We start from the raw sequence: 16,961 nt of genomic DNA, 5'->3' as shown, positions 1-16,961 counted from the left end.
GGGCCGGTGTCTTCACCGGTGGTTCCCTCTTCGATGGAAAAGCGATTAGGACCGCGGCAGACCCGCCAAGGGCGGGAGCTGCCGACGAGGACCCCGATCACCGCTTCCCCTTCGCCTCTGCGCCCCCCTGGCGCCGCCCCCCGTCTCAGGGGGTTGATCACCAGGATTGTGACGGCCGGCCTGCTTGTGCCCTTGGCCCTCGGGATCGTCTGGTGGGGGGGGCCTGCCTTTTCGGCACTCATCGCCTTTATGTTGATCATCTTGATCTTCGAATGGGCCCGCATCGTCGATCGGGCGGAATTTTCCCGCGGATTCTACACCCTGTCCCTTACGGCCTTCGCGACCGTCTTTTTCGCCGCGGGCGGGGCTTATGGTCTTGCGTCACTCATCGCGATCTTCGGGGGGGGGATCGCCACGCTGCTCGAGCGGCGGCGCAAGGCGGCGGTGTCCTGGCCCTTGATCGGGGCGATTTATCTTCTGCTGCCCGCCGTGGCGGTTCTGTTCATCCGCCACGATGGGGGGCTGGCGGCGGCGGTGCTGCTTTTCGTGGTGGTGTGGGCCACCGACAGCGGTGCCTATCTCGTGGGGACCTTTCTCGGCGGGCCCAAATTCTGGCCGGCGCTGTCGCCGAACAAAACCTGGGCGGGGGTCCTTGGCGGATTGATGGCGGGGTCTGGGACCGCTCTCCTCCTTGGCCAGGTGCTGAGCTTACCGCCGTTGATTGCGCCCCTTTGGCTGGTCGCCGCAGGTCTGTCCCTGGCCACATTGATCGGCGATCTGCTGGAGAGTGCGCTCAAGCGCGCCTATGACATCAAGGATACCGGCGGCGCCTTTCCTGGCCATGGCGGCGTGCTCGATCGCCTCGATGGATTTATCTTCGCGGCCGTCATACTGGCTTTCCTGTTGCTGATCGGGCAAGAATGAGGCGGCGGATGAAAGGCACTGAATGACACTCAAACGGCGGGTTACGGTCCTCGGCGCCACGGGCTCTGTTGGGACCTGTACGCTCAAGCTGGTCGCCGATACCCGCCGGACCGCGGCGGCGGAGATCGAGGTCGAAGCCCTCACGGCGCACACCAATGCCGAGGCCCTGGCGGCCCTTGCCATCGAACATCAGGCCTCCTTTGCGGCGGTGGCGGATCCCGGTGCCGGCGGCCGTCTGGCAGCCGCGCTCAAGGGCACCGGCATTGCCCATGGGGCCGGTCCCGAGGCGGTGATCGAAGCTGCCGAGCGTGACGCCGATTGGGTGATGGCGGCCATTGTCGGGGCGGCGGGCATCAAGCCTCTTCTAGCGGCGGCCCATCGCGGCGCCGATATCGCGTTTGCCAACAAGGAATGTCTTGTCTGTGCGGGGGAGGCTGTTCTGGCGGCGGTTGCCGAAGGGGGCGGGCGGCTCCTCCCCGTCGACAGCGAGCATAATGCGATCTTCCAGGTCTTCGACTTCGCCCGGCCGGAGACAGTGCGGCGGATCGTGCTCACCGCGTCGGGCGGACCGTTCAGAGAGCGGCCTCGGGACACCTTCGATCAGGTGACGGCGGCCGAGGCGGTGTCTCACCCCAATTGGTCGATGGGGGCGAAAATCTCGGTCGATTCGGCCACCATGATGAATAAGGGCCTTGAGCGCATCGAGGCGGCCTATCTGTTTCCGGTTCCGAAGGAGCGGATCGAGATCCTTGTCCATCCCCAATCGGTCATTCACTCGATGGTGGATTATATCGACGGCTCAATGCTGGCCCAGCTCGGGACGCCGGACATGACGATTCCGATCGCTTCGGCCTTGGCCTGGCCGGAGCGGATCCCGACCGGCGCCACCCCCCTTGACCTCGCCGCTGTGGGGAGGATGACCTTCGAGCCCCCTGACGAACAGCGCTTTCCGGCCCTGCGGCAAGCGCGGGAGAGCCTTGAGGCGGGCGGGCTGATGACGGCGGTGCTGAATGCGGCGAACGAGGTGGCCGTGGCGGCCTTCCTGAAGGGACAGGTCCGCTTTACCGATATCGCCGCCCTGACCGATCATTGCCTGCAAACCGTCCAGCCCGAAGGGGACCCCTTCACCCTCGAAGGGGTCTTGGAGGCCGACCGCGCGGCGCGGGCCGCTGTGAAGGCGCGCGCCCTCAGCCTCTGAGGCGTAAATCTCTAATCAGTATATTCCGTTCAGCCGCGGGCACCGTTAGGACCGAGCTATGGTCGATCTTGCCCTTACGGTTCTGGTCTCGCTTGTGGCCTTCGCGGTGCTGTTGGCGTTTATCGTCTTCATCCACGAATATGGCCATTTCAAAACGGCGCGCCTGTGCGGCGTAAAGGTCGAGACGTTCTCGATCGGATTTGGCAAGGCGATGCTTCAATGGACCGACCGAAAAGGCACGGTCTGGAAAATCGCCGCCATTCCCCTCGGCGGCTATGTGAAATTCTTCGGCGACGCGAATGCCGCCTCTGCGGGGACGGAGGCGAAAGGCGCGCGGCCCGCCACCACTCAATTCGGCTCCGAGAAGGATCGGCTGGCCGCTCTTCTCACGGAGGAGGAGAAGCGCGTTTGCTTTCATTTCAAGCCGGTCTGGCAGCGGGCGTTGATCGTCGCGGCGGGGCCGGTGGCCAATTTCATTCTCGGCGCTCTTATCTTCTCGGCGATCCTTTTCCTGTTGGGAACGCGGACGGTTGATCCTGTGGTGGGGCGGGTGGCGCCGAACACCGTCGCCGATGCCGCGGGCTTTGAGCCCGGAGACCGCATTCTGTCGGTGAATGGCCGGACATTGCGCAGTTTCAACGACCTGGTGACCAGGGTCCGCCTCGCCGCTGATGAAACGCTGACCTTTGTCGTTGAGCGTGATGGGGAGACGGAGACGATTACTGCTACGCCGCGCCGGACCGAACAAACGGATGCCTATGGCAACAAGGTGCGGATGGGGCAGTTAGGCATCGTCGCCTTCACCCCGCCTTTGGTCGGGGCTTTGGCGGAGGAGGGTCCCGCCGCGGCAGCGGGCCTTGCCGTTGGGGACGAGATCGTTTCCGTGGCCGGGCAGGAGGTGTTCACCTTCTCCGATATCTATGACGCCATTGAAGGCCGCGCGGGGCAGACGGTCCCCGTGCAGTTCCGCACTCAGGACGGCCAGATACGGGAGGTCCGCGTGACCCTCGGGACGAGAGTTGTCGGCGAGGGCGCGACGGCGGAGAGCTATGCCACCCTCGGCATCGGGGCGCCGCTGCCGCCGCTTCGGACCTATAGCCCCTTAATGGCGCTGGTCGACGGCACCCGACAGGTCGGCACCGTGATCGAGACCACCTTGCGCTATCTGGGACGACTGATCCTCGGCCGCGAGGATCCCCGTCAGATGGGCGGACCGGTGAAGATCGCCCAATATGCGGGCCAGGCCGCGAAATCTGGGTTCGAGCCGACTTACGATATTCCGCTGAGCGACCGACTGAAGATCAGTCTTTCACAATTTATAAGCCTTGCGGGGCTCATCTCTGTCTCGATCGGGTTCATGAACCTGCTTCCCATCCCGGTTCTGGACGGTGGGCACCTGGTGTATTACGGGTACGAGGCGATTGCCGGTCGGCCGTTGAGTGACAGAGTACAAGGGATAGGGTTCCGCGTCGGCCTTGCGATCGTCGGCACCTTCATGATTTTTGTGATCGTCAACGACGTTGTTGGCTTGGTGATGAAAGTGGGCGCGTAACGCCCAATGACTAATCGATGAGTCCGGACAGGCGGGCGCTTCACGACGGAAGGTAACATGGGCGTAAGACATATTGCGGCAGGTCTCATGGGTGGGGCTGCATCGATTGTCCTGGTTCCGACAGTCAGTGCACAGTCGAGCCCGGTTGTGCCGTCCGAGCCCGTTGGCGCTGCCACCGTACCGGACGAGACCGGGGGCCTAATCCGTCGGATTGAAGTTGTCGGTAATCAGCGGATCGAAGCCAGCACAGTGCGGTCTTATCTGCCGATTGGGCCGGAGCAACGGGTTTCCCAGGTGGCGATCGATGCCTCCCTCAAGACGTTGTTCGGCACCGGGCTGTTTGCCGATGCGGGCATCAGTTTCGATAATGGCGTTCTGACCGTTGCGGTGCAGGAAAACCCGATCGTCAATCGCGTCATTTTCGAGGGCAATCGGACGAACGAGGACAAATTCACCGAGGAGATCCAACTCGCCCCTCGGGCCATCTACACCCGTGCGAAAGTTCAGGCGGATACCCAACGGATCCTCGGTGTTTATCGCGCAACGGGGCGTTTTGGGGCCTCTGTCACGCCGAAGATCGTCGAGTTGCCGCAAAACCGCGTCGACGTCATTTTCGAAATCGAAGAAGGCCCGAAAACCGGGGTCGCAGCGATCAATTTCGTCGGCAATGAGGCCTTTACGGACGCGCAGCTGCGCAAGGCGATCCTGACCTCGGAAAGCGCCTGGTGGAATTTCCTTGAATCCAACGACAATTACGATCCTGACCGGTTGGAATATGACCGCCAATTGCTGCGCGAGTTCTATACTAAGCAGGGCTATGCGGATTTTTCGGTCGCGTCCGCCGTTGCGGAACTCACCCCCGACCGGGAAGATTTCTTCATCACCTTCACGGTGGAAGAGGGGCCGCAATATACCTTCGGCAAAGTCGATGTCCGCACCACCCTCTACAAAATTGAAGGCGATGCCCTTAAGGCCGTGCTGCCAATTCGGGAGGGAACGCAGTTCAATTCCGAGCTGATCGAGAAGGCCGAAGAGGCCATTGCCTATGCGACGGGGATCAATGGCTATGCCTTTGTCGATGTGGCGCCTCGCCTGACCCGCAATGCAGACACCAAAACCGTCGATGTGGTGTTCGAGGTCAATGAAGGGCCACGGGTCTATGTCGATCGCATCAATATCCGGGGGAACACCCAGACCCTCGATCGGGTTATTCGCCGCGAAATGCGCCTGACCGAAGGGGATGCCTTCAACCGGGTGCTGGTCGAGCGCTCTGAGCGTCGGATCAAGGGGCTCGGCTTCTTCTCCGAGGTCGCGATCGAAGAGCAGCCGGGCAGTGCCCCGGACCGGACGGTCCTCGATGTGGCGGTGACGGAGCAATCAACGGGCTCCTTCCAGATCGGTGCGGGGCTGAGCTCGGCCGATAGCTTCATTATCAATTTCCAGCTTGAACAACGGAATTTGCTGGGACGCGGGCAGTATCTTCTGCTCGACCTGCAAACCTCGTCGCGGACCCGTCGGGCGCGGGTCAGCTTTACCGAGCCCTATTTCCTCGGTCGGCGATTGCGGGCGGGCTTTTCCTTCACCGCCAACCGCACGGATTTCGAGGAGGCGGGCTTTATTTCCGACTCGATCGGGGGGGGGCTCAATATCGGCTTCCCGGTGTCGGAATTTGGGAGTATGAGCCTCAGCTATCTTCTTCGTCAGGATGATGTGACCCTTGAACGCTCGACGACCCAGGTGGTCGAGGCGAGTGAAGGCGAGGTGATCGAGGATTTCCTGGTCAATGGCGCGAGCACCCCTGAGATTGTTGAGACCGCGCCGAATGGCGATCTCACCTATCAGGTGGAGATTTGCGATCTCCTGACCCGCTCCCTCGATCCGACCTGTGAGAGCCGCGGCAAGTTCCTCACCTCCCAGGTGGGATATTCTCTCCGCTTCGATCGCCGCGACGATCCGATTACGCCGTCCCGCGGTTGGCGTGTGGATCTCTCCCAGGCGCTTGCCGGCGTCGGGGGGGATGTGAATTACCTCCAATCGACGGCCCGGGGGTCGCTCTACCGGCCCCTGCCGCTGGATTTCGTCGGCGCGCTGAAATTCGATGTCGGGTATATTGACGGTTTCGGAGATGACGGCGTGCGGGTCAGCGACCGCTTCTTCAAGGGCGGCAATCGCGGGTTCCGCGGGTTTGATGTGGCGGGGGTCGGTCCGCGCTATTTTGAACCCGGCGCGACGGTCAACGGGGTGACTCAGGCCGGATTCGATCGGGCGATTGGCGCGAAAGCCTATGCGATCGGCACGGTGGAAGCCGTGCTGCCGCTGCCTTTACCGCCGCAATATGGCATTCGTGCCGCGCTATTCAGTGATTTCGGGGCGGTGGGCGTCGTCGACGAGGACGATAAGCTCCTCAACAATGACCCAGTCAATTTTGTCGACTTCGACGATGACGGAATTCCCGATCCGCCGGTCCAGGACGATTTCTCGATGCGGGCCACTGCCGGGCTCTCGATCAATTGGCGCTCGCCCTTCGGGCCCGTGCAGATTGACTTGGCCGAAGCGATCCAGAAGGAAGAGTACGACGAAACCCAGGTCTTCCGGTTCAGTGCCGGGGGCGCCTTCTAAAGCCGTTGCAATTCAGCTGGAGGGGTGGGACGTCTCTAGGTCGTTATGTTGTCGCATTTTTTCGCGCGCGCCGGTTCCGGCTTCGCCTGAAAGTGCTCTTGGGGGGCGGTTGCCGTCAGATTTCACATAACCGTAATGGCCGAAATGGCCTCGGTGGCATTAGGACGGGGCCTGGAAAGGGAGAGCTTGGCTTCCATCGCTCCGGTTAAGAGGTATGGGTATGAAAAAGTTTATCGCTCTGATTGTCGTTCTGGGCATGTTGCCGGGGGCGGCCTTTGCGCAAAAAGTGGCGTATTACGACCATGGCAAGGTCGTTCGTGACTCCAACGCCTGGCAGTCCATTGACAAGGAATTGGCTGCCAAGCGCGATGAGATCGTCGCGAAGCTCCAGCCCATCGTGGCGGAGGTGCAAAAAGAGGGGCAGGAGCTTCAAAAAGCGACGGATGGTCTGAAGCCCGAGCAGATCCAAGCCCGCTACGGTGAGCGGGTGCAGGAATATCAGGGGAAGCTGGCGGGGCTGCAGGCCAGCCGTAATCAGGTGAACCAGCAAATGTCCGTCGTGCGGGAGCTGGCTGAGAACAAGATCAACGTCGTCATCAATGATAGTCTTGACGAAATTGCTTCCCGTCGTCGGGTCGACGTGGTGGAACGTCAGGTGCCGCTGAGCTTTTATTCCAAGAAGTACGACGCGACCGACGAAGTTCTGGCCGCCGTCAACCAAAAGCTGAGCAGTCTCGATATTGACAGCCTGGTCGCCGAGGTGGCGGCCCGGGCCGAGGCTCAAGCTCAGTAAGCGGGTGGCCCGCTGTCAAGGCGGGCCCCGGTCCTGTTGGGCGAAAATACTGCCGCCTGACCGATTTGTCGGTCAGGCGATTTTTTTGTCGGCGCCCTGCAATCGGTGTCTGTCATTGTCCCCTGAGGGGGATCTCTCTTAAGAGCTCGATATGACCGTGTTTTCCGATCGGGAGATCCGTCCCGACCCCCGCTTTTTCTCGACGTCACCGCCCCTTGATAAGGGGGCTGTCCTCGACTTGTTGGCCGGAGACATTGCCGAAGAAGGGGGGGGACGCGCCGTCACGCATGTCGCGCCCGCAGGACAGGCGGGGACCGGCGCGGCGATCTTTCTGGAGAGCTGGCGGGGAGACCACCAAGAAGCCCCCGTCGCGTCGGAGATAGCCCTCGTTCTGGTCAGGCCGTCCGATGCCGAAGCCGTCCGTACCGCTTTTCCCGGTGCTCTCATTCTTGCGGTGCCGGGGCCGAAGGCGTCTTTTGCCCGGCTTGCTCACCATTTGCATCGCTCCCTCGCCGAACAGGGCGGGTGGGGGATGGCGGAAGCCGATATCGATCCCCACGCGGTGGTTCACGATACGGCGATCCTCGGGGATGGTGCCCGAATTGGCGCGGGGGCGGTCATCGGTCCTTATGCGCTCATCGGTCCTGGCTGCGAGATCGGTGAGGACACCCAGGTGGGGCCCCATTCTGTGATCACCCATGCGATCATTGGGAAAAGGTGTCGTTTCCTCTCCGGCACCAGGGTAGGGGAGCCCGGCTTTGGCTATATCGCGGTCGATGGCCGCCCGGTCGCCGTTCCCCAATTGGGACGGGTGATGATCGGCGACGAAGTAGATGTCGGCGCCAACACCACCATCGATCGCGGCGCCCTGGACGACACACGCATTGGCAGCATGACAAAGATCGACAATCTTTGCCAGATTGCCCACAATTGCCGCTTCGGGAAAGGCGTGGTGGTCGCCTCCCAAACAGGGGTTTCCGGGTCATGTACGATCGGCGACGGTGCGATGATCGGCGGACAGGCGGGCATGGCCGATCACTTGACCATTGGCGCGGGGGCGATGATCAGTGCTAAGAGTGGTTTGATGAAAGACGTGCCGCCGGGGGAACGCTGGGGGGGGATTCCGGCCAAGCCGGCAAGACAATGGATGAAAGAAGTCGCGTCGCTGTCGCGGCTGGCCAAAGGGAGAGAGAAGTGACCGAGTCTCAAGATACGCCGCGTACGTTCCCGGATCTCGATGTCAATGGCATCAAGGCGATCCTGCCGCATCGCTACCCCATGTTGATGATCGACAAAATCGTCGACATCACCCTCGACGGGGCGACCGGGGTAAAATCGGTGACGGCGAATGAGCCCTTTTTCGAGGGGCATTTCCCGCAAATGCCCGTCATGCCTGGTGTCCTGATCATCGAGGCGATGGCGCAAACCGCCGCGGCCTATACCGCATATGTCGAAGAGATCGACACGGAAGGAAAAGTCGTTCTCTTCATGGGGATCGAGAAAGCTAAATTCCGTCATCCTGTGTTTCCAGGCGAGCAATTGCGTATCGAGACCAAAATCGCCTCAAAGCGTCCCCCTGTCTGGCGGTATGAGGCCAAAGCCTATGTGAATGGGAAATTGGCGACCGAAGCGTCTTTCGGGGCCATGTTGACCGAGCCGAAATGACCCTGCACCCCACCGCGATCATCGAAGACGGTGCTGAGATTGGCGAAGGCGTGAAGGTTGGACCTTTTGCCCATATCGGGCCAGAGGTCCGTCTAGGGCCGAACGTCCATATCTCTAGCCATGCGGTCGTCACCGGGCGGACGGAAATCGGTGAGGGGACTGAGATCGGTCCTTTTTGTGTGATCGGCACACCGCCCCAGCACAACGCCCATCGAGGTGAGCCGACACGCCTCATCATCGGTAAGCGTAATCGGGTGCGAGAGCATGTGACGATGCATACGGGCACGATGCTGGATCAGGGGGTCACGTCGATTGGCGATGATTGCCTCCTGATGGTGGGGGCCCATATCGCCCATGATTGTGTTGTCGGTAATCATGTGACCTTTGCCAATAATGCCACCCTGGCCGGTCATTGCCGGATCGGCGATCATACCTTTCTGGGCGGACTATCGGCGATGCATCAATTCTGTCGGGTGGGGCCCTATGCCATTCTGGGGGGCGGTGGGATCCTGCGAGGGGATCTTATTCCCTACGGCTCGGCCAAGGGGAACACGGCCACTCTCGAGGGTCTCAATATTATCGGGATGAAGCGCCGGGGGTTGTCAAGAGAGACCATCCATCGCCTACGGAGCGCTTTTCGTTCGCTCTTTGCCGCATCGGGAACGTTGAAGGAGCGTGTCGCCGCCACCGAAGAGGCATTCGGCGATATTGACGAGGTTCAGACCATTTTGGCCTTTTTGAAGGAAGAGGCGAAGCGTCCTCTCTGCCAACCGGGGGCTTGAGCCGTGGCAGAGCCGTGGAAGAAGCTCGGGATCATTGCGGGCGGCGGAAGTCTCCCTCTCAAGATCGCGGAGAGTTGCCAACAGCAAGACGCGCCTTTCCACATTCTTGCCTTGTCTGGGTATGCGGATGATATTCTCAAGTCTTTCAAGCCGAGCTGGTGCGGTATCGGTGAGGTGGGGAAGGCGATCAGAGTTCTGAAGGATCATGGCTGCGACGCCGTCGTGTTAGCGGGGAATGTGACACGGCCGAACTTTGCCACGCTCAGGCCGGATTGGCGTGGGGCGAAGCTCCTTCCAAAGATCTTATCGGCGGCGACCCAGGGGGACGGGGCGATGCTGGATGTTCTTGTCGCAACCTTCGCGTCAGAGGGGTTCTATGTGGTGGGGGCGGATGATGTCGCCACGGCCTTGACCGTTCCGGCCGGTGCCCTTGGCATGCTTGGCCCCGATACGTGCGACTTGTCGGATATGCGAAAGGCGGCGGCGGTGGTTGCCGCCTTGGGCCCCTTCGATGTGGGGCAGGGGGCCGTCGTGCGGCAAGGCTTTGTCATTGCGATTGAGGCGGCGGAGGGAACGGATCTGATGCTTGGTCGCTGTGCGCCCTTGATCGCGCGGCTCCAGGGGGAGGAAGGGAACCGGTCCGAACGTCGCGGCGTCTTGTTGAAATGTCCCAAGCCTGAACAAGAGCGTCGTGTCGATTTGCCAACGATCGGTGTCAGGACGGTGGAGCTGGCGGCGGAGGCCGGTTTGGCAGGCATTGCGGTCGAGGCATCGGGGGGCCTTGTCCTAGACAGTGGGGCCGTAGCGCGCTGTGCCGATGCCCGTGGATTGTTTGTCTACGGCTATACTAGCCATGATCTGCGAGAGGGCGCGTGACGCCGCCGGTCGTGATGATCGCCGCGGTGGAACCGTCGGCCGATGCCCTTGGCGCTGCGCTTATCAGAGAGATGAGACAGCGGGCACCCCATCTGACCTTTACCGGGTGCGGGGGGCCGCAAATGCAGGCCGAAGGGTTTGAGAGCCTTTTCGATATCGATATTTTCTCCGTCATGGGGTTCACCGACGTCGCGAAGGTGATCCCTGCGGCCTGGTCTCGCGCGCGGCAATTGGCCCGGCGGGCCGCCCAAGGGGATGTGGTCTGCGCCGTCTTTGTCGACGGATGGACGTTCTCTCGATTGTCCGCGAAACGGATTCGTCAGCGTGCCCCTAACCTACCGATCGTCAAATATGGCGCGCCACAGGTCTGGGCCTCGCGCCCCCAGCGGACCGCATTTGTCCGCGATCATTTTGACCTGGTCCTCGCCCTGCTGCCTTTCGAACCTCCAATCTTCGAGGAAGCGGGGACGAGGGCGCTGTTCGTCGGAAACCCAAATTTCGAAGCGATGGCGGCGACGCCGCGGTCCGGTAAGGCGTTTCGGACCCGCCACGGGCTTGAGGGGCGGGATCTTCTCGCGGTTCTGCCGGGCAGCCGTAAAGGCGAGGTCAGTCGCCTCCTGTCGATCTTCGGCGACGCCACCACCCTGGCTGCGCAGTCGGTACGGGGCCTTGTGCCGGTGATACCGCTTGCCCCTTCTGTTGCCGAACAGGTGGTGACGGCGACCAGGGAATGGCCTGTGCCCCCCCTCTGCATTCCCCCCGAAGAGCGATACGATCTCTTTGAGGCGGCCGATGTTGCCCTCGCCGCGTCAGGCACGGTGACGACGGAAATTGCCATGGCCGGAACGCCCATGGTCGTGGGCTATCGGGTCGATCCGCTGACGGCCTTTTGGGCAAAGCGTGTTCTAATTACTGAATATATCTCGATAGTGAACATATTTGCCGGGCGCGAAGTCATTCCCGAACGTCTTCAGGATGATTGCACGCCCGATCAACTGTCCGCGGACATTATTCGTCTATTTACTGACGATGATGCGCGACGGACGCAATTGACGGCGTATCGGCAATTGCTGCCCGCCTTGATCGGGGAGGGCAATACCGCAGGCCGTGCCGCCGAGGCGGTGTTAGGATTGCTTGATCCGGAAGATACCGTCGATCTCCACCGCAACGCCAAGGGGCAGTGAGGGCGCACCGACGGCAAAACGCGTGTGTCGTCCCGCATCCCCCATCACATCGATCATAAAGTCAGAGGCACCGTTGATCACCGCCGGCTGGTCACGAAAATCGGGGCCGCAGGCGACAAAGCCCCCCAGTTTCACGCAGCCAACCAGATCGGACAGACTGCCCCCAAGATACGCTTTGACCTGGGCGAGCAGATTGATCGCACATATTTTGGCGGCTTCCTTGCCTTCCTCAAGGGTAAGGGCGGGGACGTCAGACCACGGGGCGCCGCCGACAATCCCCTTGACCAGGGTTTCAGAGGCTACGGGGATCTGACCTGAAACGAAAAGCAGCTCGCCAACGGCCATCGCCGGGACATAGGAGGCTACGGGGGCGGCTGGCTCGGGCAAAACGATACCCATTTTATCAAGGCGGTCGTCAAAGGGGCTCGTCATCGTGGTCTCACTTTCTCGCGATGCGCCGGTCGCGCATGGTGCCGATACTGTCTTCGCCGAAGCGCGCGTTGAGCTTATCGATCGCATCCTCGCGGCGTCCGGTTTTTTCGAGGTCCTCGGCGAAAAGATAGCCGTCATGCATGACCTCTGCCGGTACCAGATCGGAGATCCCGGCCCCGATCAAGCGATAGGTGACCGGAGTCCTCCCTTTTTGAAGCTCGGCAGTCAACATTGCCCGTGCGCAATCGAAAATAACCCGCGTCAGGTTCGAGGCATGGGGCAGGGTCTGGCGCCGGGTGAAGGTGCGAAATCGGGCGGTCTTGAGCTTCAGCGTGACGACACGGCCCGCAAGGCCCTTTTCTTTGGCGCGGGAGGAGACCTTTCGCGCCATTGCATAGAGATGGTCCTCTAAGGCGGCGGCATCGCCGATATCGGCGCGAAACGTCGTCTCTCCGGAAACGCTCTTGGTCTCACGATCCACGGTCACCGGACGGGGATCTTCGCCGCAGGCGCGGGCCCTGAGGGTCAAGCCGTGCTCCCCATAACGATCCACAAGCTCTCGAGTGGAACAGTGCTGTAGGTCTCCCAATGTACGGAATCCGTCGCGCATCAGCTTCTCTGAAAAGCGGGTGCCGATTCCCGGCAACAGGCCCGGCGGATAGGGGGCGAGGAAGTTCGCCGCTTCGGTGCCGCCAATGAGGGTGAACCCCCGCGGTTTGTCGAAATCCGACGCGATCTTGGCGAGCAATTTATTGACGCTCAGACCGATGGAAAGGGTGATGCCTATCTGGGTTTCGACGTCTTTGGCGAGCTTTGCCAGCAATTGCGCTGGAATGGCGCCATGAAGGCGCTCAGTCCCGCCCAGATCGAGATAAGCCTCATCGATGGAGACCGGCTGGATCAGCGGGGTCAGGGGCGCCATCAAGTCGCGGATTTGGGCCGCCGCCTCCCGATAGGCCGCGCCGCGGGGGGGCACGATGACAGCCTGGGGGCAGAGGGCCTTTGCCTTGAACATCGGCATGGCGGAGTGGATGCCGTAGGACCGGGCGATATAGCAGCATGTCGAGACCACGCCGCGATGGCCGCCGCCCACCAGCACGGGCTTGTCGACAAGGCTTGGGTCGTCGCGCTTTTCGATGGCAGCAAAGAAGGCGTCGCAATCGACATGAGCGATGGAGAGGCGATCCAGTTCGGGATGGGATACTTGCCTTGCCGAGCCACAGATTGGACAGAGAGGCGATACGGGCTCGCTGACCCCGCCGCAATCAAGGCACACGCCCTTAGAATTTGTCGCTGTCGATTCCATGGTCCAAGGTCAACCTGCAATTAACTTCGATGGTCGAACAACAGTGTCAATTGTTTAGAGGGGTGTGAGACGATCGGGGTTTACCGGTGCGGACTCACCGTAAAGTATCTGGGATTGATGCATTTGCCAGTAGGTGTGAATCAAATGAGTGAGCCTGCGGGCACTCCAAACGCGGACCGGACGGTTCTGATCGTCGAGGATAATGAGCTTAACATGAAGCTCTTCCACGACCTTCTCGAAGTCCAGGGATATCGGGTGCTCCAGGCGGTGAATGGCGCCGAAGCGCTTGATCTGGCGCGGGCTCATCGCCCCGACCTGATTTTGATGGATATTCAACTTCCCGAGAAATCCGGTCTCGACGTGACCCGTGAGATCAAGGCCGATGACGAGTTGCGGGCAATCCCTGTGATTGCCGTGACGGCCTTCGCGATGAAGAGCGACGAGGCCCGCATCCGTGAAGGCGGATGTGAAGACTATATCGCCAAGCCGATCTCAGTTCCGGTATTTCTTGATAAAGTGAAAAGGTATCTCAGCTAGAATACGCGCTGTCCCGGGGGTTCCCCCTCTCATGATTGAGAAAGCGTATGACCGCACGCGTCTTGGTAGTCGACGATCTCGCCCCGAACGTAAAGCTTCTGGAGGCCAAACTCAGAGCAGAATATTTCGAGGTGATCACGGCCCTTGGGGGCCGCGAAGCCATCGAGCTGGCGCGGACGCAGTCCCCCGATATCATCCTGCTCGATGTGATGATGCCGGGGATCGATGGCTTTGAGACCTGTAAGCTCCTGAAAGAAGACCCCCTGACCCGCCACATCCCCGTGGTGATGGTCACCGCCCTCGACCAGCGCAGCGACCGGATTGCGGGGCTCGAAGCCGGGGCCGATGATTTTCTGACCAAGCCGGTCCAGGATCTGGCCCTGTTCGCGCGGGTCCGAAACCTCTCACGGTTGAAGCAGATGACTGACGAGTTGCGGCATCGTCACGCCCAAGGGGCGCAATTGGGCGCGATCGAAACCCCGAAGATCGAGGATGTCGAGCGTGAGATCGGCGAAGTCATCATCATCAGCGATCGTCCCGTAATCGAAGGCCTCGAAAATGACAGCGAAAGTCTGCTGTCCGGGATCAATTTCAGTTATCAGAATGACAGCCGTGAGCTTTTGGATCGTATCCGAACCGACCTGCCGGATATGATCATGGTCGATTTGGGACTTGAGAGTTACGATCCCCTTCGACTGTGTTCGGCGATCCGCTCGGCCGAAGGCTCCCGTCTCCTGCCATTGCTGGCGATCGCCGATCAGGAGGATACGCGGCGGTTGGTCAAGGCGCTGGATATCGGGGTCAATGACTATCTCATGCGCCCCATCGATGTGCAGGAAATGGCGGCCAGGGTCCGCACGCAGCTTCGCCGCAAATGGTATGTCGAGCACCTGCGCGACTCGCTAAGTCAAAGTCTTGAATTGGCCGTTCTTGACGGGCTGACCGGCATCTACAATCGGCGGTTCCTGCAGTCGCAATTGCCGCGCCTGCTGACCAAGGCGGTCAAACGAGAACTGCCTCTCAGTGTCATGATCCTCGATGTGGATTTCTTCAAAGCCGTCAACGATACCTATGGGCATGACGTGGGGGATGCCGTTTTGCGCGAAATCGGCCACATGCTGCATTTCTCGCTCCGGGGGATGGACCTTGCCTGTCGTTATGGCGGCGAAGAGTTCGTGGTGGTGTTGCCCGAAACCCCAAGGGAGGGGTCGGAAGTGATTGCCGAACGGCTTCGAAAGGAAATTGCGGGCCTGCAAATCGATGCCGGAAACGGGCAATCGTTCAGCGTGACCGTCAGCATCGGCATGGCCTTTTTTGATGGCACCAGCCGAGAGGAAACCCCGGCATCACTGTTGAAACGCGCGGATGAAGCCCTCTATCGGGCCAAAGAAGGCGGCCGTAATCGGGTCATTCTTGAGGCCGCCTAAGGGCGCTTCCCCGTCCGCTCTGCCGACAGGCAAAAGGCGTTAAAGCGCGGGGGGGCCATCAAAAAGACCGCCCCTCAGTGAAGGGCGGCCCAGTCGAGGGGGGAGGGACCCCCGGCTTCGAAAGACGCCCCGCCAAAGGGGGGCGCCGTCCGAAACTTACACCGAATAGTACATGTCGAATTCGACGGGGTGCGGTGTCGTGTTGTAGCGCACGATCTCTTCCATCTTCAGCTCGATATAGGCGTCGATCTGATCGTCGGAGAACACATTGCCCTTGCGGAGGAAATCCCGATCGGCATCAAGCGCTGCCATGGCCTCTTCGAGGGAGGCGCAGACCGTGGGGATGCCCTGCTGTTCTTCGGGGCTCAGATCATAGAGGTCCTTGTCCATGGCATCGCCCGGATCGATCCGGTTTTCGATCCCATCGAGGCCCGCCATCAAGAGCGCCGCAAAGGTCAGATAGGGGTTGCCCGCCGCATCCGGGAACCGGGTTTCGATACGTTTCCCCTTCGGCGAGGAGACCCAGGGGATCCGAACCGAGGCCGAGCGGTTCCGCGCCGAATAGGCCAACATGATCGGCGCTTCGAAGCCCGGCACCAGACGCTTGTAGCTGTTGGTCGAGGCATTCGAGAAGGCGTTGATCGCGCGGGCATGTTTGATGATGCCGCCAATGTAGTGAAGGCAGGTCTCGGATAGATCGGCATAGCGGTCGCCGGCGAAAACCGGTTTCCCTGCGTTCCAGATCGACTGGTGAACGTGCATGCCTGAGCCATTATCGCCGAAGACCGGCTTGGGCATAAAGGTCGCCGTTTTGCCGAAGGCGTGGGCCACCTGGTGCACGACATATTTATAAATCTGCATGTTGTCGGCCATCTTCAGCAGAGTGCTGAACTTCATGCCGAGCTCATGCTGGGAAGGCGCCACCTCGTGGTGATGCTTCTCCGGCTCAAGGCCCATTTGCGACATATAGCTGAGCATCTCGCTCCGCAGATCTTGCTCGCTGTCGACCGGGGGAACCGGGAAATAACCGCCCTTGGCCCGCGGACGGTGACCAAGGTTCCCGCCCTCATATTCGCGGGCCATGTTGTAGGGCCCTTCGGTTGAGTCGAGGGAGAAGCCCATATTGTTTTGTTCGGTGGAGATCCGCACGTCTTCGAAAATGAAGAACTCGGCTTCGGGACCGAAATAGGCCGTGTCACCGATACCGGAGGATTTGAGATAGGCCTCGGCCGCTTTGGCGGTCGTCCGGGGATCGCGGCTATAGGGTTGGCCGGTCGAGGGCTCGAGAATATCGCAAATGATCGACAGGGTCGGCTGCGCGAAAAACGGATCGACGATCGCCGTCTCCGCATCGGGCATCAGAATCATGTCGCTTTCGTTGATGGCTTTCCATCCGGCGATCGATGACCCGTCGAACATCGTGCCATCTTCGAACAGTTCCTCGTCCACCATCGACTTGTCGAAGGTGACGTGCTGCCATTTGCCCTTGGGGTCGGTGAACCGGAGGTCGACATACTGGATGTCTTCATCCTTGATTTTTTTGAGCACGTCTTTGACGGCCATCGGCTAATCTCCTCATTGCCACACTGCGCCGCAGCGAACCCAGGCCGACCACGGTGGAGGAAGACTGGAAAGACTTTCCCCATCCGGCAAGCGCCCACTGCAT

Annotated in this window: 15 protein-coding genes; 12 read left to right on the top strand and 3 right to left on the bottom strand. The window is 60.8% G+C overall.

Annotated elements, in window-relative coordinates:
- Positions 1 to 153: 153 nt before the first annotated feature.
- The 10 genes from PB2503_RS01995 (at position 154) to lpxB (ending at position 11,593) form a co-directional block, all read left to right on the top strand.
- Positions 154 to 924, top strand: coding sequence for a phosphatidate cytidylyltransferase (locus PB2503_RS01995; protein ID WP_158305813.1), 771 nt, complete (start codon positions 154 to 156; stop codon positions 922 to 924).
- 22 nt (positions 925 to 946) lie between these two features.
- Entirely contained in the window at positions 947 to 2,122 is a 1,176-nt protein-coding gene (dxr, locus tag PB2503_RS01990) for a 1-deoxy-D-xylulose-5-phosphate reductoisomerase (RefSeq protein WP_013299542.1), read from the top strand.
- A gap of 58 nt (positions 2,123 to 2,180) precedes the next feature.
- Positions 2,181 to 3,674 (top strand): RIP metalloprotease RseP, encoded by a 1,494-nt coding sequence (gene rseP / locus PB2503_RS01985; RefSeq protein ID WP_013299541.1) that lies wholly within the window; start codon positions 2,181 to 2,183, stop codon positions 3,672 to 3,674.
- 57 nt (positions 3,675 to 3,731) lie between these two features.
- Positions 3,732 to 6,293 (top strand): outer membrane protein assembly factor BamA, encoded by a 2,562-nt coding sequence (gene bamA / locus PB2503_RS01980; protein WP_148235158.1) that lies wholly within the window; start codon positions 3,732 to 3,734, stop codon positions 6,291 to 6,293.
- A 220-nt stretch (positions 6,294 to 6,513) separates the two neighbouring features.
- Positions 6,514 to 7,086 carry an OmpH/Skp family outer membrane protein gene (locus PB2503_RS01975; protein WP_013299539.1) on the top strand — a complete coding sequence of 191 codons (573 nt, stop codon included), beginning with the start codon at positions 6,514 to 6,516 and terminating at the stop codon, positions 7,084 to 7,086.
- A 151-nt stretch (positions 7,087 to 7,237) separates the two neighbouring features.
- On the top strand, positions 7,238 to 8,284 hold the full coding sequence (lpxD, locus tag PB2503_RS01970; protein WP_041534858.1) for a UDP-3-O-(3-hydroxymyristoyl)glucosamine N-acyltransferase: 1,047 nt from the start codon (positions 7,238 to 7,240) through the stop codon (positions 8,282 to 8,284).
- A complete protein-coding gene (gene fabZ / locus PB2503_RS01965; RefSeq protein ID WP_013299538.1) occupies positions 8,281 to 8,751 on the top strand; it encodes a 3-hydroxyacyl-ACP dehydratase FabZ in 471 nt (156 codons plus the stop codon). Before lpxD ends, fabZ begins: the two co-directional genes overlap by 4 nt.
- Positions 8,748 to 9,533 carry an acyl-ACP--UDP-N-acetylglucosamine O-acyltransferase gene (gene lpxA, locus PB2503_RS01960; protein WP_013299537.1) on the top strand — a complete coding sequence of 262 codons (786 nt, stop codon included), beginning with the start codon at positions 8,748 to 8,750 and terminating at the stop codon, positions 9,531 to 9,533. Before fabZ ends, lpxA begins: the two co-directional genes overlap by 4 nt.
- 3 nt (positions 9,534 to 9,536) lie before the next feature.
- The gene (locus PB2503_RS01955; protein ID WP_013299536.1) at positions 9,537 to 10,409 is read left to right on the top strand and encodes an LpxI family protein; all 873 of its coding nucleotides are present in this window, start codon (positions 9,537 to 9,539) and stop codon (positions 10,407 to 10,409) included.
- A complete protein-coding gene (gene lpxB, locus PB2503_RS01950) occupies positions 10,406 to 11,593 on the top strand; it encodes a lipid-A-disaccharide synthase (RefSeq protein WP_013299535.1) in 1,188 nt (395 codons plus the stop codon). The genes PB2503_RS01955 and lpxB overlap by 4 nt, the downstream gene beginning before the upstream one ends.
- Here the strand turns inward: lpxB and PB2503_RS01945 are convergent.
- Entirely contained in the window at positions 11,534 to 12,025 is a 492-nt protein-coding gene (locus PB2503_RS01945) for a RidA family protein (RefSeq protein ID WP_041534857.1), read from the bottom strand. The two genes, lpxB and PB2503_RS01945, sit on opposite strands and share 60 nt — an antisense overlap.
- A 7-nt stretch (positions 12,026 to 12,032) precedes the next feature.
- Positions 12,033 to 13,331, bottom strand: coding sequence for a DNA polymerase IV (locus tag PB2503_RS01940; protein ID WP_041534856.1), 1,299 nt, complete (start codon positions 13,329 to 13,331; stop codon positions 12,033 to 12,035).
- Between the two features lie 144 nt (positions 13,332 to 13,475).
- Between PB2503_RS01940 and PB2503_RS01935 the strand changes: the two genes are divergently transcribed.
- Together PB2503_RS01935 and PB2503_RS01930 are read left to right on the top strand one after the other, a co-directional pair.
- The gene (locus tag PB2503_RS01935) at positions 13,476 to 13,868 is read left to right on the top strand and encodes a response regulator (RefSeq protein ID WP_013299531.1); all 393 of its coding nucleotides are present in this window, start codon (positions 13,476 to 13,478) and stop codon (positions 13,866 to 13,868) included.
- Between the two features lie 47 nt (positions 13,869 to 13,915).
- On the top strand, positions 13,916 to 15,295 hold the full coding sequence (locus PB2503_RS01930) for a PleD family two-component system response regulator (RefSeq protein WP_013299530.1): 1,380 nt from the start codon (positions 13,916 to 13,918) through the stop codon (positions 15,293 to 15,295).
- Positions 15,296 to 15,451: 156 nt separating this feature from the next.
- Here the strand turns inward: PB2503_RS01930 and glnA are convergent, their stop codons facing one another.
- A complete protein-coding gene (glnA, locus tag PB2503_RS01925) occupies positions 15,452 to 16,858 on the bottom strand; it encodes a type I glutamate--ammonia ligase (protein ID WP_013299529.1) in 1,407 nt (468 codons plus the stop codon).
- Between the last annotated feature and the right edge of the window lie 103 nt (positions 16,859 to 16,961).

Source organism: Parvularcula bermudensis HTCC2503 (assembly GCF_000152825.2).
In the GTDB taxonomy this organism is placed as follows: domain Bacteria; phylum Pseudomonadota; class Alphaproteobacteria; order Caulobacterales; family Parvularculaceae; genus Parvularcula; species Parvularcula bermudensis.
This window is presented reverse-complemented; position numbering and strand designations above follow the sequence as displayed.